At 72.9% G+C, this 19,237-nt stretch carries 20 protein-coding genes; 8 read left to right on the plus strand and 12 right to left on the minus strand.

What is annotated here, in order from left to right; all coding sequences use genetic code 11:
• The first annotated feature begins 70 nt into the window (after positions 1–70).
• Positions 71–736, plus strand: coding sequence for a 2-phospho-L-lactate guanylyltransferase (gene cofC / locus C229_RS0111935; RefSeq protein WP_051108941.1), 666 nt, complete (start codon positions 71–73; stop codon positions 734–736).
• 10 nt (positions 737–746) lie between these two features.
• Positions 747–953 carry a hypothetical protein gene (locus tag C229_RS0111940; RefSeq protein WP_018655315.1) on the plus strand — a complete coding sequence of 69 codons (207 nt, stop codon included), beginning with the start codon at positions 747–749 and terminating at the stop codon, positions 951–953.
• 67 nt (positions 954–1,020) lie between these two features.
• Here the strand turns inward: C229_RS0111940 and C229_RS0111945 are convergent, their stop codons facing one another.
• The 4 genes from C229_RS0111945 to leuC all read right to left on the minus strand — a co-directional run bounded on the left by C229_RS0111945 (position 1,021) and on the right by leuC (position 3,792).
• A complete protein-coding gene (locus C229_RS0111945) occupies positions 1,021–1,299 on the minus strand; it encodes an HU family DNA-binding protein (RefSeq protein ID WP_018655316.1) in 279 nt (92 codons plus the stop codon).
• Positions 1,300–1,457: 158 nt separating this feature from the next.
• Positions 1,458–1,691: an SCO5555 family protein gene (locus C229_RS0111950; RefSeq protein ID WP_018655317.1), complete on the minus strand. Its 234-nt coding sequence runs from the start codon at positions 1,689–1,691 to the stop codon at positions 1,458–1,460.
• A gap of 104 nt (positions 1,692–1,795) precedes the next feature.
• Entirely contained in the window at positions 1,796–2,383 is a 588-nt protein-coding gene (gene leuD / locus C229_RS0111955; RefSeq protein ID WP_018655318.1) for a 3-isopropylmalate dehydratase small subunit, read from the minus strand.
• 11 nt (positions 2,384–2,394) lie between these two features.
• Positions 2,395–3,792 carry a 3-isopropylmalate dehydratase large subunit gene (gene leuC / locus C229_RS0111960; protein WP_026313689.1) on the minus strand — a complete coding sequence of 466 codons (1,398 nt, stop codon included), beginning with the start codon at positions 3,790–3,792 and terminating at the stop codon, positions 2,395–2,397.
• 100 nt (positions 3,793–3,892) lie between these two features.
• Here leuC and C229_RS0111965 point away from each other — a divergent pair, with 100 nt between their 5' ends.
• On the plus strand, positions 3,893–4,612 hold the full coding sequence (locus C229_RS0111965; protein WP_026313690.1) for an IclR family transcriptional regulator: 720 nt from the start codon (positions 3,893–3,895) through the stop codon (positions 4,610–4,612).
• 9 nt (positions 4,613–4,621) lie between these two features.
• On the opposite strand, the gene C229_RS0111970 is transcribed toward C229_RS0111965, so the two are convergent.
• Both C229_RS0111970 and C229_RS30295 read right to left on the minus strand, forming a co-directional pair.
• Positions 4,622–5,959, minus strand: coding sequence for a carotenoid oxygenase family protein (locus C229_RS0111970; RefSeq protein WP_018655321.1), 1,338 nt, complete (start codon positions 5,957–5,959; stop codon positions 4,622–4,624).
• A gap of 10 nt (positions 5,960–5,969) precedes the next feature.
• Positions 5,970–6,584, minus strand: coding sequence for a TetR/AcrR family transcriptional regulator (locus C229_RS30295; protein WP_018655322.1), 615 nt, complete (start codon positions 6,582–6,584; stop codon positions 5,970–5,972).
• Positions 6,585–6,718: 134 nt separating this feature from the next.
• On the opposite strand from C229_RS30295, the gene C229_RS30300 reads away from it, so the two are divergent.
• From C229_RS30300 to C229_RS0112000, 5 genes are all read left to right on the plus strand, one after another.
• Entirely contained in the window at positions 6,719–9,034 is a 2,316-nt protein-coding gene (locus C229_RS30300; RefSeq protein ID WP_018655323.1) for a glycoside hydrolase family 3 protein, read from the plus strand.
• 65 nt (positions 9,035–9,099) lie between these two features.
• Positions 9,100–9,483 (plus strand): YidH family protein, encoded by a 384-nt coding sequence (locus C229_RS0111985; protein WP_018655324.1) that lies wholly within the window; start codon positions 9,100–9,102, stop codon positions 9,481–9,483.
• Positions 9,480–9,788, plus strand: coding sequence for a DUF202 domain-containing protein (locus C229_RS0111990; protein WP_018655325.1), 309 nt, complete (start codon positions 9,480–9,482; stop codon positions 9,786–9,788). The genes C229_RS0111985 and C229_RS0111990 overlap by 4 nt, the downstream gene beginning before the upstream one ends.
• A gap of 19 nt (positions 9,789–9,807) precedes the next feature.
• Positions 9,808–10,602 (plus strand): SAM hydrolase/SAM-dependent halogenase family protein, encoded by a 795-nt coding sequence (locus C229_RS0111995; protein ID WP_033424236.1) that lies wholly within the window; start codon positions 9,808–9,810, stop codon positions 10,600–10,602.
• A complete protein-coding gene (locus C229_RS0112000) occupies positions 10,595–10,996 on the plus strand; it encodes an NUDIX hydrolase (RefSeq protein ID WP_018655327.1) in 402 nt (133 codons plus the stop codon). Before C229_RS0111995 ends, C229_RS0112000 begins: the two co-directional genes overlap by 8 nt.
• Before the next feature lie 7 nt (positions 10,997–11,003).
• Here the strand turns inward: C229_RS0112000 and C229_RS0112005 are convergent, their stop codons facing one another.
• The 6 genes from C229_RS0112005 to C229_RS0112030 form a co-directional block, all read right to left on the minus strand.
• Positions 11,004–12,236, minus strand: coding sequence for an enolase C-terminal domain-like protein (locus C229_RS0112005; RefSeq protein ID WP_018655328.1), 1,233 nt, complete (start codon positions 12,234–12,236; stop codon positions 11,004–11,006).
• Entirely contained in the window at positions 12,233–15,337 is a 3,105-nt protein-coding gene (locus C229_RS0112010; RefSeq protein ID WP_033424316.1) for a glycoside hydrolase family 38 N-terminal domain-containing protein, read from the minus strand. The genes C229_RS0112005 and C229_RS0112010 overlap by 4 nt, the downstream gene beginning before the upstream one ends.
• A 31-nt stretch (positions 15,338–15,368) precedes the next feature.
• Entirely contained in the window at positions 15,369–16,202 is an 834-nt protein-coding gene (locus tag C229_RS0112015; RefSeq protein ID WP_018655330.1) for a carbohydrate ABC transporter permease, read from the minus strand.
• A complete protein-coding gene (locus tag C229_RS0112020; RefSeq protein ID WP_018655331.1) occupies positions 16,202–17,122 on the minus strand; it encodes a carbohydrate ABC transporter permease in 921 nt (306 codons plus the stop codon). The genes C229_RS0112015 and C229_RS0112020 overlap by 1 nt, the downstream gene beginning before the upstream one ends.
• Positions 17,123–17,129: 7 nt before the next feature.
• The gene (locus tag C229_RS0112025) at positions 17,130–18,404 is read right to left on the minus strand and encodes an ABC transporter substrate-binding protein (protein ID WP_018655332.1); all 1,275 of its coding nucleotides are present in this window, start codon (positions 18,402–18,404) and stop codon (positions 17,130–17,132) included.
• Between the two features lie 138 nt (positions 18,405–18,542).
• A complete protein-coding gene (locus tag C229_RS0112030) occupies positions 18,543–19,226 on the minus strand; it encodes a FadR/GntR family transcriptional regulator (protein ID WP_018655333.1) in 684 nt (227 codons plus the stop codon).
• Between the last annotated feature and the right edge of the window lie 11 nt (positions 19,227–19,237).

Raw genomic sequence — 19,237 nt, forward strand, 5'->3', positions numbered from 1 at the left:
TCGCTGGCCCCGCGTGGCGGCGCGGGTGCCCCCAAGTGTCGCGGTTACGTGCGCATAGTGTCGAGTTGACATGTCTACAGCAGAGCGCGGCGCGCCTTCTCCTCCCTGGTCGCTCGTGGTGCCGGTCAAGGTACTGGCCCGCGCCAAGACCCGTATGTCCGCCCTCGCCGGTCCGCACCGGCAGGAACTGGCCCTCGCCGTCGCGGCCGACACCGTCGCGGCGGCGCTGCGCTGCCCGCGCGTCGGCGCCGTCGTGGTCGTCACCGACGATCCGCGCCCGGCCGCCGAGCTGGCCGCGCTGGGCGCCCGGATCGTCCCGGACGAACCGGACGCCGGGCTGAACCCGGCCCTCGTGCACGGCGCCCGCCGCGCCCGCGAGTCCGCCCCGGACGCGCCGGTCGGCGCCCTGTCGGCCGACCTGCCCGCGCTGCGGCCCGCCGAACTCGCCCGCGCCCTGGACGCCGCCGCGACGGTGCCCGAGGCGTTCGTCGCGGACGCGCCCGGCATCGGCACGACGCTCTACACGGCGGGCCCCGGCGTGCCGTTCTCCCCCGCGTTCGGCGGCGCGTCCCGCGCGGCGCACCGCGCGCGCGGCGTCCGCGAGCTGACGCTGCCGGGGCTGGACAGTGTCCGCCGCGACCTGGACACCCCCGGCGACCTGGCCGCCCTGCGCGCCCTCGGCCTCGGCCCCCGCACGGCGGCCGTCGCCGCGCTGCTGCCCGATCCCGCCCGATAAGGTCGGCGCCATGCAGGCAACGGTGCGTCACTACGATCCCGCCACCCGCTCGGGCAGCGTCCTCCTCGACGACGGCACCGAACTCCCCTTCGCCGCCCCGGCGTTCGACGCGGGCGGCCTGCGCCTCCTGCGCCTGGGCCAGCGCGTCAACCTGGCCGTGGACGCCTCCGGCGCCGTCACGGTCGTCACCCTGGGGACCTTCCCGCTGCCTTCCTGACGCACGACGCGCCGGAACGCATCAGCGCCCGGTGCCGTGAGACGGCACCGGGCGCTGATGGAATGACCTACTTCTTCCCGGCGACCAGGTTCTTGAAGTCGGCGCCGGCCTTGAACTTCGGCACCGACGTCGCGGGAACGTCGATCGTCTTGCCCGTTGCGGGGTTCCGGGCCGTACGGGCAGGCCGGTCGGCCTTCTCGAACGAACCGAACCCCGTGATCGCGACCTTGTCGCCCTTGGCGACGGTGGCCTGGATGGTCTCCAGGATCGCGTCTACGGCCTCGGCTGCGGCCTTCTTGCTGCCCAGCCGGTCAGAGATCGCGTCGACCAGCTCACGCTTGTTCATGGGTTACTCCTCTAGTTCCCCCCTTGCCCGAACGAAACTAAGGGAGCCTTGGCGGCGACACAATCACCTGCACCGAGAACCTTCCGTGTCGCAGGCGTTTTTGTCGGCCTCGCCCCCGTCTCGCCCGGGCGCCGGACCGAATCCGGCCACCCGGCACGCTATCGGGCACCGGGCGTCCTGTGAAACTCGGCCAGGAAGGCGTCCAGGCGCCGACCGGCCAGCGCGGTGTCGCGTTTGGCCAGGTCGGTGATCGCCAGCAGGTGCCGGATGTGCCTGCGCCGGTCCGCCGCGGCCAGCGGCGCGACGAGCCGGTGCGCCTCGCGCAGCCGGTGCGCGAGGCGGGTCAGCTCCGGGTCGTCCCAGCCCGGTCCGGACCAGGGAACCGTGCTCACGTGTGCCACTCCCCACCCCTGCCTGTCTTCCTTCCCACCGACGATTGTGTCCCGTGGAGCGGAAGACATGCGGGGGCGGGGGTGGTTTCCGCGCCGGGCGGTGCTCAGACGGTGGTGGGCAGCCACCCCGCGCGGTCCTGCTCGAACGCCGCGATGTCGTCGGCGTGGCGCAGCGTGAGGCCGATGTCGTCCAGGCCCTCCAGCAGCCGCCAGCGGGTGTAGTCGTCGATGTCGAAGGCGACGGTGAGATCGCCCGCGCGGACCTCGCGGCGCTCCAGGTCGACGGTGATCTCCGCCGCCGGGTCGCGCTCGGCGCGCGTCTGGAGCGCCTCGACGGTCTCGGCGGGCAGGACGACCGGCAGCAGCCCCATCTTCGTCGCGTTGTTGCGGAAGATGTCGCCGAACCGGGGCGCGACGACGACGCGGAACCCGTACTGCTGCAACGCCCACACGGCGTGCTCGCGCGACGATCCGGTGCCGAAGTCGGGCCCGGCCAGCAGCACGCCCGCGCCCGCGTACTCGGGCTTGTTCAGGACGAACTCCGGGTCCTCGCGCCAGGCGGAGAACAGGCCCTTCTCGAAGCCGGTGCGGCTGACCTGCTTGAGCCACACCGCCGGGATGATCTGGTCGGTGTCGACGTTGCTGCGGCGCAGCGGGACGCCCCGCCCGGTGTAGGTGGTGAACGCTTCCATGGCGGGTCTCCTTACAGGTCGGCGGGGGCCGACAGGCGGCCCGTGACGGCGGTGGCGGCGGCGACGGCGGGCGACACGAGGTGCGTGCGGCCGCCGGGGCCCTGCCGTCCCTCGAAGTTGCGGTTCGACGTGGACGCGCTGCGCTCGCCGGGCGTCAGCTTGTCGGGGTTCATCGCCAGGCACATCGAGCAGCCGGCCTCGCGCCACTCGGCGCCGGAGGCGGAGATGACCTCGTGCAGGCCCTCCCGCTCGGCCTGCTGCTTGACCTTCATCGAGCCGGGCACGACCAGCATCCGGACGCCGTCGGCGACCCGGCGGCCGGAGAGGACGTCGGCGACGGCGCGCAGGTCCTCGATGCGGCCGTTGGTGCAGGACCCGACGAACACGGTGTCCACGGCGATCTCGCGCAGCGGCGTCCCGGCGGTGAGCCCCATGTACTCCAGGGCGCGTTCGGCGGCCTGCCGGGCGTCGGGGTCGGCGTAGGACGCGGGGTCGGGCACGGCGTCGCCGAGCGGGAGGCCCTGGCCGGGGTTGGTGCCCCAGGTGACGAACGGCGTCAGGGCGGCCGCGTCGATGACGACCTCCTTGTCGAAGACGGCGTCGTCGTCGGTGACCAGCGACTTCCAGTACGCGACGGCGGTGTCCCAGTCGGCTCCCTGCGGCGCGTTGGGGCGGCCCTTGAGGTAGGCGAACGTGGTCTCGTCCGGGGCGATCATCCCGGCGCGGGCACCGGCCTCGATGGACATGTTGCAGACCGTCATGCGGCCTTCCATCGACAGCGCGCGGATCGCCTCGCCGCGGTACTCGATGATGTGGCCCTGCCCGCCGCCGGTGCCGATGCGGGCGATGATGGCGAGGATGAGGTCCTTGGCGGTGACGCCGGGCGGCAGCGCGCCCTCGACGGTGACCGCCATCATCTTCGGCTTGACCTGCGGCAGCGTCTGCGTGGCCAGGACGTGCTCGACCTCGCTGGTGCCGATGCCGTGCGCGAGGGCGCCGAACGCGCCGTGCGTGGAGGTGTGGGAATCGCCGCAGACGACCGTCATGCCGGGCTGGGTCAGGCCGAGCTGCGGGCCGATGACGTGCACGATGCCCTGGCCGTCGTCGCCCATCGGGTGCAGCCGGACGCCGAACTCGGCGCAGTTCTTGCGCAGCGTCTCGACCTGGGTGCGCGACACGGGGTCGGCGATGGGCTTGAGCAGGTCGGTGGTGGGGACGTTGTGGTCCTCGGTGGCGATCGTGAGGTCGGGGCGGCGGACGGGCCGGTCGTTCAGCCGCAGCCCGTCGAACGCCTGGGGGCTCGTCACCTCGTGGACGAGGTGCAGGTCGATGTAGAGCAGATCCGGTTCGCCTTCGGCACGTCGCACGACGTGCGCGTCGTACACCTTCTCGGCCAATGTGCGGCCCATCGCTCCACCTCACCTGATGTCGTGTCCCGGCGCGCCGGTGCGCCGGGGGTTTCCGTCACCCCGACTTGCATCTCATATGACGAGACGGCAATATCAAGGCATGGACAACTCTAGCGGAGTCGGCGTACTTGACAAAGCGGTTCTCGTCTTGAACGCCCTGGAGGCCGGTCCGGCGTCCCTCGCCCAGCTCGTCTCGACCACCGGACTGGCCCGTCCGACGGCGCACCGCCTCGCCGTCGCGCTGGAGCACCACCGGCTCGTGCACCGCGACACGCAGGGCCGCTTCATCCTCGGCCCGCGGCTGGCCGAACTCGCCGTCGCCGCCGGGGAGGACCGGCTGCTCGCCATCGCGCAGCCGATCCTCGCCCAGCTCCGCGACCTGACCGGCGAGAGCGCGTCGCTGTTCCGGCGGCAGGGCGACGTGCGGGTGTGCGTCGCGTCCGCCGAGCGCACCAGCGGCCTGCGCGACACCATTCCGGTCGGCGCCGCCCTGCCGATGACGGCCGGTTCCGCCGCGCAGATCCTGCTGGCCTGGGAGGAGCCGGACCGGATGCACCGGGGCCTGCGCGGCGCCAAGTTCGAGGCGACGACGCTGGCGTCGGTGCGCCGCCGGGGCTGGGCGCAGAGCGTCGGGGAGCGCGAGCAGGGCGTCGGCTCGGTCTCGTCGCCGATCCGGGGGGCCAACGGCCGCGTCATCGCCGCCGTCTCGGTCTCCGGACCCCTCGAACGCCTCACCCGCTCTCCCGGCCGCATCCACGCCGGTCCCGTCGTCGCCGCCGCCGACAAGATCTCCGAGGGGATGCGCCGCACGGCCACCTGAGCGCGGGCGTCAGACGGTGTCGGGCACCCAGCTTCCGTGGAAGCCGATGGGGACGCGGACGGGCAGGTGCACGGTCGCCAGGGGGCGGGCCGTGAAGTCCTGGGCGGACAGGATGACGAGGTCGGTGGCCGACCGGCCGGGGTCGTGGGCGAAGGCCATGAGGTAGCCGTCGTCCTCGGCGGCGTCGGGCGCGGTCGGGATGAACACGGCCTCGCCGACGCCGCAGCCGCCGGGCAGGTCGTGGCGCTCGCGGCGGCCGGTGAGGTAGTCGTGCTTCTCCAGGGCCTCCCCGGCGCGGCCGGAGCCGAAGAAGTCCGACGAGGTGACCGTGTACCCGTAGCGGTGCCGCTGCCCGGTCAGCCGTTCGTCGATGCGGGGGAACTCCTGCGGGGTGTCGTCCAGCGTCTCCTGGAGGACCTTGCCGGACGTGGTGTCGAGCGTCCACCGGTCGAGCACCGGGGTGGGCCCCGCGAGATGGCCGCCGACCATCAGCTTCGGGTACTTCACCAGGTCGATGACGACGCGGTCGCCGTCCTCGTGCGCGTTGAGCGTGTGGAACACCCAGCACGGGTCGATCTCGAACCAGCGCACCTGCTCGGCGGTGCCGTTGCGGGGCAGCAGGCCGACGCGGGCGGGATGGGCGTCGTTCCACGCGTAGGGGACGCTCACCCCGGCCTCGGCCCGCTCCATGCTGAACGTGACGGGGAGGTCGTAGATGACGACGTACCGCTCGGTGAGCGCCAGGTCGTGGATCATCGGGCCGTCCTCGACCGGGATGTTCACCGTGCGCGTGACGCGCCCGGCGGCGTTCAGCACGATGTGCTGCACGTACTCCCAGCCGAAGAAGTAGGCGATGGCGTGCAGGTCGCCGGTGGCCGGGTCGCGCATGCTGTGCGCGGAGTAGCCGCCCGGCAGCGTGCCGTCGAAGTCGCAGGCGCCGACGGTGTCGAGGTCGTAGGTCAGCTCGTAGGGGCGGAACCCGCCCTCGACGAGCGCGAACGTGCGTCCGGCGTGCCCTCGGACGTGGGTGTTCGGGGCGAGGTCGAAGTTCTCGACGGCCGGGCCGCCGGGCCACTCCTCACCGAGCTTCGCGGCGACGTCCCGCGAGCGGACCCAGCGGTTGCGGTACCACTCGGCGCGGCCGTCGCGAATCCGGACGCCGTGCACCATGCCCTCGCCGCCGAACCAGTGGTAGGTGCTCGCGTCCTCGGAGCCGAGCGGGTTGGGGCCGATGCGCAGGTACCGTCCGGACAGCTCCGGCGGGATCGTCCCGGTGACGGGCAGGTCGTGCGCGGTGATCTCTTCGGTGACGGGGGCGAACAGTCCTTCGAGGAACATGTTGCTCATGCGCGGTGTCTCATTCCGTGAGGGGAGTGAACAGCAGGCCCCGGCCCAGGGCGGCGATCGCCGTCTCCAGGACGCCGCCGGCGTCGTCGATGAGGCCGGCGAGGTCGAGTCCGACGATGCCGTGCATGGTCGCCCACAGCAGTTCGGCGACCTGGACGGGATCGGCGTCCTCGGGGAGGTGCCCGGCCGCGCCGCAGTCGGCCACGGCGCCCCGCAGGACGTCGAACGTCTCCAGGGCGTGCGCGGTCGCGTCGGGTCCGGGCTCGAAACCGGGGAGGGGACGGCCGAACATCAGGCCGTAGTAGTTGCTTTCCGAGCGGGCGTTCGCGAGGTAGGCCCGGCCCATGGCAGCGAGCCGGAGCCGCGGGTCCTGGTCGGCGGGCACGGCGACGAGCCGCGCGCGGAACCGCGCGAACCCCTCGACGTAGAGGGCCTCGGCGAGGCCGTCCTTGCCGCCGAACATCCGGTACAGGACCGTGGTGGAGCATCCCACCTCGTGCGAGATCCGCCGCATCGTCAGGGCGTGCGGCCCCTCGGCGGCGAGCAGCCGGCTCGCCGCGTCCAGCAGGGTCGTGCGGAGCACGTCGTCTCCCTGCCGGACGGCCAGTTCGTACGCGGTGGACACCGGAACCTCCAGTAACGCCGTTATTGTCAGGAAACAACGTTACTGCACCTCGCGTCAACCCCCGCGCCGGACGGTTATCCACAGGCTGCGGGGTGACGTCGCGGGACGGTGGCCGCCGGGGTACGTTGCCGAGCATGACGACGATCGACGAGGAGGAGCTGCGGCGGCGGCTCGCGCGGCTCACCCTGCACGAGAAGGTGACGCTGCTCACCGGCGCCGACATGTGGTCGCTGCCCGCCCTGCCCGGCATCGGGCTGCGCCCGGTCGTCATGTCCGACGGGCCGAGCGGCGTGCGCGGGCGCGCCTGGGACGAACGCGACCCGGGCCTGCTGTTCCCGTGCCCGTCGGCGCTGGCGGCGTCCTGGTCGCGCGGCGTCGCGGTCGGCGCCGGGTTCCTCAACGGCGTGCAGGCGCAGGCCAAGGGCGTGCACGTGCTGCTGGCCCCGGCCGTCAACCTGCACCGCACGCCGTTCGGCGGGCGGCACTTCGAGAACTACTCCGAAGACCCGCTGCTGGCCGCCCGCACGGCCGCCGCGTTCGTCGTCGGCCTCCAGTCCACCGGCGTGGCCGCCACGGTCAAGCACTTCGTCGGCAACGACTCGGAGACCCAGCGGCTCTCCTACGACGCCCGCGTCTCCCCCGACGTGCTCAGCGCCCTGTACCTGCGGCCGTTCCGCGAAGCCGTGCGGAACGGCGCGTGGGCCGTCATGGCCGCCTACAACGGCGTCAACGGCTCCCGCATGACCGAGAACCGGGCGCTGCTGACCGGCCTGCTCAAGGACGCCTGGGAGTTCGACGGCGTCGTCGTGTCCGACTGGTTCGCCGTGCGGTCGGTGGACGCGGCGGCGGCCGGCGTCGACGTCGAGATGCCCGGCTCACCGCACGCCCGCTGGCGCGACGCGCTCCGCGACGCCGTCGAGGCGGGGCGCGTCGACGCGGCCGACATCGACGACAAGGTGCTGCGCGTGCTGCGGCTCGCCGCCCGCGTCGGCGCGCTCGACGGCCTGCCCGCGCCGCGCCGCGAGGAGATCCCCGGCAACGTCCGCGCCAAGCTGCGCATGTTCGCCGCGAACGGCATGGTGCTGCTCGCCAACGACGGCACGCTCCCGCTCGCCGCCCCGCGCCGGATCGCCCTGCTCGGCCCGAACGCGCGCCGGTTCAGCGCGCAGGGCGGCGGCAGCGCCCACGTGACGCCCGCGCACGTCGTCACCCCCGCCGAGGGCCTGGAGCGGGCCCTGCCGGACGCGGAGATCACCGTCCTGGACGGCGTGCGGGCGCACGCCCGGCTCGCGCCCGTCCCGCTCGGCCTCATGACCGACCCGGAGACCGGCGCGCCGGGCCTGCGCCTCGACCATCTCGGCTCCGGCGACGTGGTGACGAGCGAACTCCGCGCGGCGTCCGACTTCACGTTCTTCGGCCTGCCGCCCGGCGTCACCGCGCTCACCGCCCGCACCGTGCTCACGGTGGCCGAGGCGGGCGCGCACTCGCTGTCGGTGGCGGGCGTCGGCACGTTCGAGCTGGTCGTCGACGGCACCGTCCACGCGGTGACGCTCGACGTCCCGCCGCACAGCGACCCGGTCGACGCGCTCATGCGCCCGCCGGAACACCGCGTCGAGATCACGGCCGACGCCGGGCAGCGGATCGCCGTCGAGCTGCGGCTGCTGCGGTTCCCGTCCCGGCTCGGCCCCCGGCTCGCGCTCGGCTACCGGCCTCCGCACCTGCCCGACGAGGAGGAGTTCGCGGCGGCCGTCGCGGCGGCGCGCGCCGCCGACGTCGCCGTGGTCGTCGTGGGCACCAACGACGACGTGGAGTCCGAGGGGTTCGACCGCACGACGCTCGCGCTCCCCGGCCGCCAGGACGAACTCGTGCACGCGGTCGCCGCCGTCAATCCCCGCACGGTCGTGGTGGTGAACGCGGGCGCGCCCGTGCTGCTGCCGTGGCGCGACGAGGTCGCGGCCGTGCTGTGGGCGTGGCTGCCCGGGCAGGAGGGCGGCGATGCCATCGCGGACGTCCTCACGGGCGCCGTCGAACCCGGCGGGCGGCTCCCGACCACCTTCCCGGCCCGCGAGGGGGCCGCCCTGTCCCCCGTCCCGTCCGGCGGCGTCCTCGACTACGCCGAGGGCATGAACATCGGCTACCGCCACTACGCCCCGGCCGACGTCGCCTACCCGTTCGGCCACGGCCTCGGCTACACCACCTGGGAGTACGAGCACTTCGACGTCGTGGACGGCACCGCCACCGTCACCCTGCGCAACACCGGTGCCCGTCCCGGGAAGGAGATCGTCCAGATCTACGCCGATCCCGGCACTCCGAACGTCTCCCTCGCGGGCTGGGGGTACGCCAACCTCGCGCCCGGCCGCTCCACCACCCTGCGCGTCCCGCTCGACCGTCCCGCCGCCGCGTACGCCGCCGGTTCGTCCCTCACCGACCTCCGCCTGACCACCGGCTGACCTTTCGCCCATCGCACAATTCCGGCTACAAAGGTGGGTTAACCAGGGCGTTTATCATGTGCGCCATGGACTCCCCCGAACGTCGCGGTGCCCGCTGGGCCGACCGTCTGCTGGCCGAGGGGGACGACCCGGACCCGCGTTTCACGCTCGCGAACGAGCGGACGTTCCTGGCGTGGATTCGCACCGCGCTGGCGCTCATCGCCTGCGGCGTCGGCGTCACCGTCGGCGGGCGGCACCTCATGGCCGACCCGCTGCGCGTCGTCCTCGCCGTGGCGCTGTCGGCGAGCGGCGCGCTGGCCGCCGCGCTGGCGTTCCGGCGCTGGCTCCGGACCGAACGGGCCCTGCGCCGCGCCGAGACGCTGCCGCTCCCCCGCCTCGCGCCGATCATGGCCTACGGCCTGGCCGTCCTCGCCGTCGTCCTGCTCGCCGCCCTGCTGGCGACGTCGTGACCCTCTGGGACCCGGGCGCCCAGCCCGAACGCACCACCCTCGCCTGGTCCCGCACAACCCTCGCCCTGATCGCGGCGGGCCTCCTCTGCGTCCGCCTGGCAACGACCCCCCTCCAAGCCACCCTCGCGGCCCTGGCCGTCTGCGGCGCCGCAACTCTCCAGTTCCACCGCACCCGCCACCAGCACCACCACCGCGTCCGCACCCTCCCCACCAACACCCGAGTAGCCAACCCGACCTCCATCCTCCTCACCACAGCCGCCACCCTGACCCTGGCCACCACAGGCATAGTCCTCGGCCTAGGCTGACCTCGGGTTGGATGGGGGGATGGGCTTCGTCAGTTTGACGACGGATTTCGGGGCCGGTTATACCGGTGTCTGCCAGGGGGTGATCTTGCGGATCGCTTCTCGGGCGCGGGTGCTCGTGGTGTCGGACGAGGTGGCGCCGTATCAGGTCGTGGAAGGTGCCTGCCTTCTGGAGCAGGCGCTTCCGTATCTGCCGGAAGGGGTGCATGTCGCCGTCGTGGACCCCGGGGTGGGGACCTCGCGGCGGCCGATCGGGATCGCCACGGCGCGCGGTGATGTTCTCGTCGGGCCCGACAACGGGCTGCTGACGCTCGCCGCCGATGCTCTCGGGGGTGCCGTCCGCGCGCACGAACTGGCCGAGCCCGCTTACCGCCTGGCCGCCGTCTCGTCGTCGTTCCACGGGCGCGACATCTTCGCTCCGGCCGCCGCGCACCTCGTGAACGGCGCCGAGCTGGCCGACTTCGGTCCCGCGATCACGCCGCTACCGCTGGACGTCGCGCCGGTGCGTCGAGCGGACGGCGCCCTCGTCGCGTCCGTGCTGTACCTCGATCGCTACGGCAGTGCCGTCCTCACCGCGACGCCGGACGACCTTCCCGTCCCCTTCGGCACTCCGGTCACCGTGTCGTGGGGCGGCGGCACGCTCGACCTCGTCTACGCCGAGACCTACGGTGCCGTTCCGGTGGGTGTGCCGGTGCTCTGGCCGGACTCGTCCGGGCGGCTCGGGCTCGCCGTCAACCAGGGGTCGGCGGCGGAGCGGTACGGGCTGGTGGCGGGGGTCGAGCTGCGGATCGTGCACGATACTGGCGACCGTGCCTGACCTCGACGTCGTCGCCTGGATCCACGTGGACGCCGGACGCCTCCTGGCCGTCCGGTCCGGCGCCCGCGACCTGCTCTACCTGCCCGGCGGCAAACGCGAACCGGGCGAGGACGACGCCGCCGCCGTCAGCCGCGAGGTCCGGGAGGAACTGGACGTCTCGCTCGACCGGTCCACGATCCGGCTCCTCGGCACCGTCCGCGAACCGGCCCACGACCAGCCCGCGTTCTCCCACGTCCGCATGGCCTGCCTGACGGCCCGGCACCGGGGCGTCCTCCGGCCGCAGGCGGAGATCACCGAACTCCGCTACGTCCCGCCCGAGGACGCCCGCCTGCTGGCGCCCGCCTCCCGCGCGGCGCTCCGGCTGGCGCTCGCGCACGGCCTGCTCCGCCCCTGAGCGCGGGTCACTCGCGGGCGGAGAGGGGGGCGGTGGGGTCGGCCCAGCGGGTGTTGGGGACGGTGGGGTACCAGCCTTCGCGGCCGGGGTCGCGGTCGTAGGGGTAGTCGCCCAGTTCGCGGTAGAGGTCGGCGTACCGGGCGACCTTGGCGGGGTCGAGGCGGACGCCGAGGCCCGGGCCGGACGGCACGCGGATGCGGCCGTCGCGGTAGGGCAGGGGGCCGCCCTCGATGACGTCGTCGGTGAGATGGTGGTAGTGGGCGTCGGCGGCGTAGGTGAGGTTGGGCAGCACCGCGCCCAGGTGGAGCATGGTGGCGAGCTGGATCCCCAGTTCGCCTGACGAGTGGACCGAGACGTCCACCTGGAACGTCTCGCAGACCCCGGCAGCCTTGATACAGGAGCGGATGCCGCCCCAGAACGTCGTGTCCAGGAGCACGACGTCCACGCCCCGCCGCAGGACGTTCGCCGCCAACTGCTCGAAGTTGACCACGACCGTGTTGGTGGCCACGGGGACCGCCACGCGTTCGCGGATCTGGCGCAGGCCCTCCAGCCCCCAGGTGGGGTCCTCGAAGTAGTCGTTGTCCAGATCCTCGATGGCCTTCCCGAAACGGACGGCCTCGGCCATGCTCAGCACCGAGTTGGGGTCGTAGCGCAGGCGGTCGCCCGGGAAGGCGTCCGCCAGGGCGCGGTAGCAGTCCAGCTCGTGGGACGGCGGGAACACGCCGCCCTTGAGCTTGTGGACGGTGAAGCCGTGCCGGTCCCGGAGCACGCGGGCGTGCTCCACGAGCTGGTCCGGGGTGCGGATCTCGCCGTGCGCGCCGGACGCGTACCGGAAGAACAGGTACGACGCGAACGGCACCTCGTCGCGGACGCGTCCGCCCAGCAGGTCGTGCGCGGGGACACCCAGGTGCTGGCCGACGAGGTCGATACAGGCGAACTCGATGGCCGCCAGGAGCTGCGTGCGGTTGTTGTACAGCGACGCGGTCGGGTTGGCGATCTTGAAGCGGAGGTTCTCCAGCTCGAACGGGTCGTGGCCGCGCAGGTAGGGCAGCAGTCCCCGGACGGCCTGCTCGGCGCTCTCACCGCCGCCGCCCAGCTCACCGAGACCGACCAGGCCGGTGTCGGTCTCGACTTCCACGAGGGTGCGGACGAAGCGGCCCCAGTGCGCGCCGTTGCTGTGCAGCAGCGGCGCTTCCAGGGGGACGGCGACGGTGGTGGCGCGGATGTCGGTGATCCTCACGCGGCACCGTCCAGGGCGACGGCGACCACGGCGATGCCGCAGCCGGGCAGGCGCACGGTCACCGCGCCGTCGCGGACCGGCAGCTCGTCCGGATCATGCTCCAGGCCCGCACTGGCCCACGCGCGGCGGGCGCCGGGGACGGTCAGCGTCGTCTCCACCGGCCCGGACGCCAGCGACCGCAGCCGGACCAGCAGGTCGTGGCCGTGCCGTGAGCGGCCGACGGACGTGACGAGCACGTCCGGGTCGTCCGCCGTCACCAGGACGCCGTCCGCCTCGGCCGTGCCCGGCCCGGTCGCGAGCGTCGCGACGAACGCGTCGGTGAGCCCGGCCGCCGTCACCGCGCCGAGCCGCCGCCCGGACCCCGCGTCCTGCGGGGCCGCCGACGCCACCGCGTACCGGAACGTCGTCTCGCCCTGCTGCTGGGACGGGAAGTTGGTGTCCCAGATGTTGTTCAGCGCCCACGAGTACAGCGTTCCGGGCTCCTCGCCGAGCGTCGGCGGGAACGGCGCGTACGGCATGTGGATCGACCCGAACTGGACGAGCGGCGCCTCCAGCGTCGCCCACGCGACGGTCAGCGCGGGGTCCTCGAACGCGACCCAGTGCCGGATCGGCCGCATGTGCTCGGCCGACCCCGGCACGCTGGGCACGGCCGTGCCGCCGACGCCGCCGGTCAGCTCCCAGGCGGCGGGGGCGTCCGGCACCGCGAACGGGAACGCGAAGAACACCGCCTCCTTGGCGGGCGTGGGCTGCTTGGCGATCCGGTGCGTGAGGTCGAGGCGCGGGACGCCCGCGTACAGCTCGATCGTCGTGCGGATCCAGTCGACGCCCTTGGCGTGCTGCTCGACGACGAGCCGTTCCCCGACCGGCGTCCGCTCGGCCGTCACGACGGTGGCGGCGCCGCCGATGGCGCGGTCGCCGAGCAGGGCCGTGTCGTGCACGAGGACGTGCCCGGACAGGTGGTTGAAGTGCGGCGCGGTGGCGTACCGGTCGTAGACGTACTGCCCGAAACCGCCCGCCGCGTCGGCCGCGACCAGCTCGCGCCCGGCGCGCTTGTCGAACACCGACGCGATGTGCCCGCGCCGCGTGTCGTACTCGACGCGGTAGAACTCGTTCTCGACGACGGTGCCGTCCAGCTCGGCCGGGACCGGCGCGGGCGCGTCGGCGCGCACGACGTCCACCCGGACGTGCCCGTGGCCGGGGACGTCGGCCAGCACGGCCGACAGGTGCCGTCCGATCGGCCGCGTCGGCCACTCGGCGGGGTCGACCTCGACCTCGTGGTGCGCGATGTCCTCGCCGGTCCGCGCGTCGACGAGCCTGACCGGGACGTCCACCGCGACGACGTCGCGCGGCAGGAACGCCCGCACGACGTCGGTCCGCGCGGCGGTCCCGGGGTTGACGACGACGAACGACGCCGGCGCGCCCTCCCCCGCCGCGAACGTGGCCCCGAACCGGTACGCGGCGGTGTTGACCAGCTCGTGCGCGGCGTCGTGCGCGCGGTAGGCGAAGGCGGACTTGTGGCCCCACTGGAGCCCGCCCGAGTCGCCCGCCTCCTCGGCGTCCTCCCACGGGTTCGCGGCGCCCCAGGTGTGCTCGTCGAACATCGCGGCGTCGTCGTAGGCGGCGTCGATCGCGTCGGCGGCGCCGGTGGTCTCGCCGCTGCGCGCGTCGGCGAACGCGTGCAGCGTCTCGGCGGTGCGCAGCAGGCTCTGCGCCCGCCGGACGTAGCCGAGCGGGCGCGCGCCCGAGCCGAGCCCGTCGGCCCACCAGTCGGTCCAGTCGCCCTCGTGGGTGTCGAGCCGGTCGCCGTGCTCGCGCTCGACGTGCTCGAAGAAGTCGGAGTTCGTCGCGGTGCGGACGCGCGGGTACGCCCACGTCTCGTTCCAGCGGCGCGCGATCGACGCGGGCAGCAGCGACGGCCCGGCGTTGTCGGCGTGCGCGCCCTGCACCCGCAGGTGGACGGCGTCCAGCGCGTCGGGCGCCTTGGCCGCGCCGACCTGGCCGGGCGCGGCGTACCAGCCGAACGTGCCGGGGCCGTAGGGGTAGGGGCTGTCGGAGAGGGCGCGCAGGTAGCGGGGCAGCAGGTCCTCGGTGAGGTCGTAGCCGTCCACGAGCCCGACCGTGTTGCCCTCCATGTACGCCATGCCGTGCGGGGTGTCGGTGAACCAGACGAGCAGTTCCCGGCCGGACGGCGCCCGCCACCGGAACGGCCGGGCGAGCCGGTCGCCGCCCGTCACGTACGGCACCGAGCGGCCCGCCCAATTGTGCGCGGCCGACAGGTACCGGACCCCGGCGGCGCTGAGCGCGTCCACGACGCCGACGACGGCGCCCGGGATGTCGGTGTGCATCGCGGAGCGGACGTCGATGCCGTGCCGCTCCCGCAGCCCGGCGACGTGCCGGAGCTGCCGGTACAGCTCCTCGTCCGAGCACGCCTCGGTGTGGAGCTGCATCGGGAACGCGGTGACCTCGATCTGCCCGGCGCGGGCGGACGCGGCGAACTCCGCGACGGCGTCGGCCGGGCGGGTCGCCAGCCAGCGCAGCGCGGGCAGCGACGACTCCACCGACCAGCGGAACCGGGCGTCGTCGGGCCAGTCGGCGGTCTCGCGGCTGAGCCGGACGGCGGCGTCGAGGTAGTCGAGGTGGTGGCGCAGGACGGTGGCCTGCGGGTCGGTGTAGCCGATGTCGAGGTGCGAGTGGTGAACGACGAACACCGTCCACTTGCGCTGCGGGGTGACGTCGACGGGCGCCGCGCCGACGAGCCCGGCGTCGTCGTGGACCTCCAGCGTGAGCCGCCGCGTCGCGTCCACCTCGGGGACGAGGAGCGTCGCGGTGCCCGAGCCGTCCGGGTTCGCGGCGTCCACCGGCGGTCCGCCGGGTTCGCGCAGGGTCAGCCGCAGGCCCGCCGCGGGGCCGCCGGTCACCGTGATCCGCACGGCCTGGCGCAGCGTCCCGGCGTCGTCGCGGCGGAACAGCGGCAGCACGGCGGCGCGGACGGCGAGCCCGCGCACGGCGAGGACCTCGGCGGAGGTGTCCTCCCGCAACGCGGCGCGGATGCGGTCGTAGTCGGGGGAACCGAGGCTTTCCTGGAGCAGGCGACTGGTCATCGTCGCGGTCACACCTTCCGGAGGGAGGGGGTCAGATCTGGGTCAGCGAGAGGCCGCGCGTGAACAGCCGCTGGGTGAGCAGGAACAGCGCGACCGTGGGGAGCGACACGACGAGCCCGGCGGCGAGCGCGATCGGGACGGGCGTGCCGGCGTAGACGTCGGTGGTGAGCGCCGCCAGTTCGGTCATCGCGGGCCGGACGGTCTCGGACTGGGTCAGCGTGAGGCCGAACAGCAGGTCGTTCCAGACGAACGTGAACTCAAGGATGAACACGGCGGCGAGCGCGGTCCACGACAGCGGCAGGTGGATGCGCCAGAAGATCCGGAACGTGGACGCGCCGTCCATCCGCGCCGCCTCGAAGATCGAGATCGCGATGCCGCCGAAGTAGTTGCGCAGGACGAGCGCCGCGAGCGGCACGTTGATCGCCGCGTAGACGAGGACCATGCCGAGCCGCCCGTCGTACAGCGACATGCGGCTGTAGCCGAGGAACAGCGGCACCAGCAGCATCTGCAACGGGAACACGGTGCCGCCGAAGATCAGCATGAACCAGGCGAACCCGTACCTGATGCGCAGCACGACGATCGCGTAGGCGGCGAGCGCCCCGACGAGCACCGCGAGCAGCGGGGAGACGAGGCTGTACAGCAGCGAGTTGGCGAGCCCGGCGGCCAGGTCGGTCCGCTCGAACACCTCGCGGACGTTGGCGAACAGGCCCAGCTCACCGGAGGGTTTCAGCGCCTCGCCGGGCCGGTAGTCCTCGGCCGGGCGGAAGGCGTTGACGAGGATCAGGTACGTCGGCACCAGCCACAGCAGGCCGAGCACGGCCAGCACGGCGCGCCGCAGCGTCGCCGACAGGTTCCGGGCGCGCATCAGTGCGTCTCCTTCCTCGCCTGGTGGCGCAGATAGGCGTAGGAGGCGAGCCCGGTGATCGTCGTCAGCAGGACCGCGACGGCCGAGCCGTAGCCGTACTGGTCGGCGTTGAACACGTCGCGGTACATGGTGACGGCGAGCGTCTCGGAGTTGCGGCCCGGTCCGCCCTGGGTCATGACCCAGACGATGTCGAACGTCTTGAGGCTGGCGACGAGCGCGAGCCCGACGACGACGGTGGTCAGGGGCCGCATCAGCGGCCAGGTGACGTGCCGGAACAGCGACCAGCCGGACGCGCCGTCGAGCCGGGCGGCCTCGATCGGCGCGCGCGGGATCGACTGGAGGCCGACGGCGAACAGCAGCATGTTGACGCCGAGCTGCTGCCACGTCCACACGGCGATCATCGCGAACGTGTTGCCGGGGGCGTCGGCGAGGAACGAGGCGTCGCCCCCGGGCATGCCGAGGAACGTGAGGATCTGGTTGGCGACGCCGTCGGGTTGCAGGATGAAGCCCCAGACGAGGCCGAGCCCGGCGCCCGACAGCGCGTACGGGAGCAGGAACGGGAGCCGGAGCCAGGCGCCGCCGCGCAGGTCGTGCGAGAGGACGGCGACCAGGAGGCCGAGCCCGACGGGGAGCAGCGTCGTCCCGGCGACCCACAGCAGCGTGTTGCGCAGGGACGTGAGCAGCGCCGGGTCGTCGAGCAGCTTGGCGTAGTTGTCCAAGCCGGTGAAGACGGGCGAGCCGAGGCCGTCGTAGCGGGTCATGCTCAGGTAGACCGTCCACAGGAACGGCAGGTAGAGCAGGACGGCGACGACGATGACGGCGGGCGACAGGTAGCCGAACCGCAGCCGCCCGAAGAGCCGGAAGCCCGCGGGGGCGCCGCGCGCGGGACGCGCGCGGGCCCGCTTGCCGAGTGCGGTCACGGGGGGATCAGCCTCCCGCGCCCTGGGTCTTCCAGTACTCCTCGTTCGCCTTCTGGATGTCGGCGAGGACCTTCTGGTAGGTGTCCGGCTTGGCGAGGAATCCGCTGAGGCCGTCGAGGGCGGCGGTGAGCACCGGTGCGGGGACCAGCTCGAAGAACCGCAGTGCCAGCCGGTTCTTGGAGTCCGCCGCCTGCTTGGTGATCGCGCTGAGTTCGGGGTCGGCGGCCTTGACCTTGGGGTTGCCCGACACGTCGCCGCGCGAGTTGGACCACTTCTCCTGCGCCTCGGGGCTGATCCACCACTTGAGGTAGCGTTCGCTGGCCTTGGGGTCGGGTGCCTTGGTGAGCGAGCACAGCGGCCCGCTCTCGAAGATCAGCGACGTCTTGGGCAGCGCCGGTTCGACGTTGGGGACGAAGAAGAACCCGTAGTCGTCGCCCTGCTTGAGGCCGCGCTGGGTCATGCTCGTGTTGAACCACGTGCCCGACATGACCATCGCGGCCTTGCCGGACTTGAAGTGGTCGGCGGGGTCGGCCTTGTCGCCGGGGTTGGCGAACCAGCCCGCGTCGATCATGGACTTCCAGCGCTCCATGACCTTGACGACGCGCGGGTCGGTGAAGGACGCCTTGCCGGTGCCGAGCTGCTCGTACAGGTCGGGGTCGGTGCCCGCGACCATCTGCCCGAACCAGACGAAGGAGAACAGCGACGAGGGCGTGGTGTGGTGGAACGGGACCTGCCCGGCGCCCTTCAGTGTCTCGGCGATCTTCGTCAGCTCGTCCCAGGTGGTGGGCGGCTTGAGGTTGTGCTGGGCGAAGACCTTCTTGTTGTAGAACATGCCCCAGTAGGCGGTGTTCAGCGGGACGCAGTACTGCTTGCCGTCCACCGTGTAGTACTTGGCGAGGTCGGCGGTGAGGTCGCCCGAGCCGATGGCCTGCTTCCACAGCGCGGTCGTCTCGGCCACCTGCTTCTGGCCGACGATCTCGTTGAGGCGGCCGCCGGTCGTCCAGGTGAACAGGTCCGGCTTGACCTTGGTGCGAAGGGACGCCTTGATGAAGGCGGTGTAGGTGGGTTCGTCGGTGTAGCCGACGGGCTTCATGCCGAGCCCGATGCTCTGCTTGGACAGGGCCCCCATCTGGTCGAAGTACTCCGACCAGGCTCCCTTGTCGTTGTAGAGCTTCAGTTCGGACTTGCCGCCGGCGGAGTCGCCGCCGGAGGAGCAGCCGGTCAGCGCGACCAGGACGGCGCCGGTGGACAGGGCGGTCACCCGCAGACGCGTCGACAGCATGGGGGCCTCCTTGCAGGGGTGGTGGTGCAGGGGGGTGGGCGGTGCCAGGGAACGTTCCATGCCGCGTTCCACGTCGTTGTGGAACGTTCCGCGCGGAGAATGGGATCGGAGGGACGGGACGGTCGGCGCCCGGCGGTGTCAGCCGAGGCGGGCTTCGATGACGTGCTTGACGTCGGTCAGGTGGGCGCGCATCAGGCCCTCGGCGGCCGAGGCGTCGCCCGCCTCGATCGCGGTGAAGATGGCCTGGTGCTCGGCGTGGTCGCGGACGCGGTCGTCGAAGAGGCGGAGTATCTCCCGCTGCTCGGCGGCGTGCAGCGACAGCAGCGAGGCGACGACCTCGTCCAGGACGCCGTTCCCGGCGGCCTGGGCCACCGCGCGGTGGAAGGTCATGTTCGTCTCGTGGAGTTCGGCGTCGGCGCCGTCCAGGTGGCGGCCGGCGCGCTCCAGGATGGTGCGCAGGGCGGCGGTGTCGGCGCGGCGCGCGGCCATCGCGGCGAGCGGGGGCTCGATGACGAGCCGCGCGTCGAGGAGCTGGAGGAGCTGGTCTCCGGCCAGCTCGCGGACGTTGGGGTTGGGGATGACGACGCGTTCCAGGTCCGAGCCGACATAGATGCCCGAGCCGTGCCGCATCTGCACGGCGCCGGTGGCCTCCAGCCGGCGCAGCGCCTCGCGCAGCGTCGGGGTCGTCACCGAGAACCGCTGGGACAGTTCACGCGCGGTGGGGAGCCGGTCCCCCGCGTGCAGTCCCTCCGACCTGATCAGCTCCAGGACGCGCTCGGTGAGCGTGTCGGAGAGGGTCGGCCGGGCGAGTTCCTGGGACATGTGGTGTACCT

It is taken from the genome of Actinomadura flavalba DSM 45200, from assembly GCF_000374305.1.
GTDB lineage: Bacteria > Actinomycetota > Actinomycetes > Streptosporangiales > Streptosporangiaceae > Spirillospora > Spirillospora flavalba.

Coding starts and splice junctions, on each gene's coding strand:
- C229_RS0111945 (WP_018655316.1), bottom strand. CDS start 1,299: ATGAACAAGCGTGAGCTGGTCGACGCGATCTCTGACCGGCTGGGCAGC.
- leuC (WP_026313689.1), bottom strand. CDS start 3,792: ATGGGCCGCACATTGGCCGAGAAGGTGTACGACGCGCACGTCGTGCGA.
- C229_RS0111985 (WP_018655324.1), top strand. CDS start 9,100: ATGGACTCCCCCGAACGTCGCGGTGCCCGCTGGGCCGACCGTCTGCTG.
- C229_RS0112015 (WP_018655330.1), bottom strand. CDS start 16,202: ATGCGCGCCCGGAACCTGTCGGCGACGCTGCGGCGCGCCGTGCTGGCC.
- C229_RS0112030 (WP_018655333.1), bottom strand. CDS start 19,226: ATGTCCCAGGAACTCGCCCGGCCGACCCTCTCCGACACGCTCACCGAG.
- C229_RS0111940 (WP_018655315.1), top strand. CDS start 747: ATGCAGGCAACGGTGCGTCACTACGATCCCGCCACCCGCTCGGGCAGC.
- C229_RS30300 (WP_018655323.1), top strand. CDS start 6,719: ATGACGACGATCGACGAGGAGGAGCTGCGGCGGCGGCTCGCGCGGCTC.
- C229_RS0112010 (WP_033424316.1), bottom strand. CDS start 15,337: ATGACCAGTCGCCTGCTCCAGGAAAGCCTCGGTTCCCCCGACTACGAC.
- leuD (WP_018655318.1), bottom strand. CDS start 2,383: ATGGAAGCGTTCACCACCTACACCGGGCGGGGCGTCCCGCTGCGCCGC.
- C229_RS0111970 (WP_018655321.1), bottom strand. CDS start 5,959: ATGAGCAACATGTTCCTCGAAGGACTGTTCGCCCCCGTCACCGAAGAG.
- cofC (WP_051108941.1), top strand. CDS start 71: ATGTCTACAGCAGAGCGCGGCGCGCCTTCTCCTCCCTGGTCGCTCGTG.
- C229_RS0111965 (WP_026313690.1), top strand. CDS start 3,893: ATGGACAACTCTAGCGGAGTCGGCGTACTTGACAAAGCGGTTCTCGTC.
- C229_RS0112025 (WP_018655332.1), bottom strand. CDS start 18,404: ATGCTGTCGACGCGTCTGCGGGTGACCGCCCTGTCCACCGGCGCCGTC.
- C229_RS0111995 (WP_033424236.1), top strand. CDS start 9,808: ATGGGCTTCGTCAGTTTGACGACGGATTTCGGGGCCGGTTATACCGGT.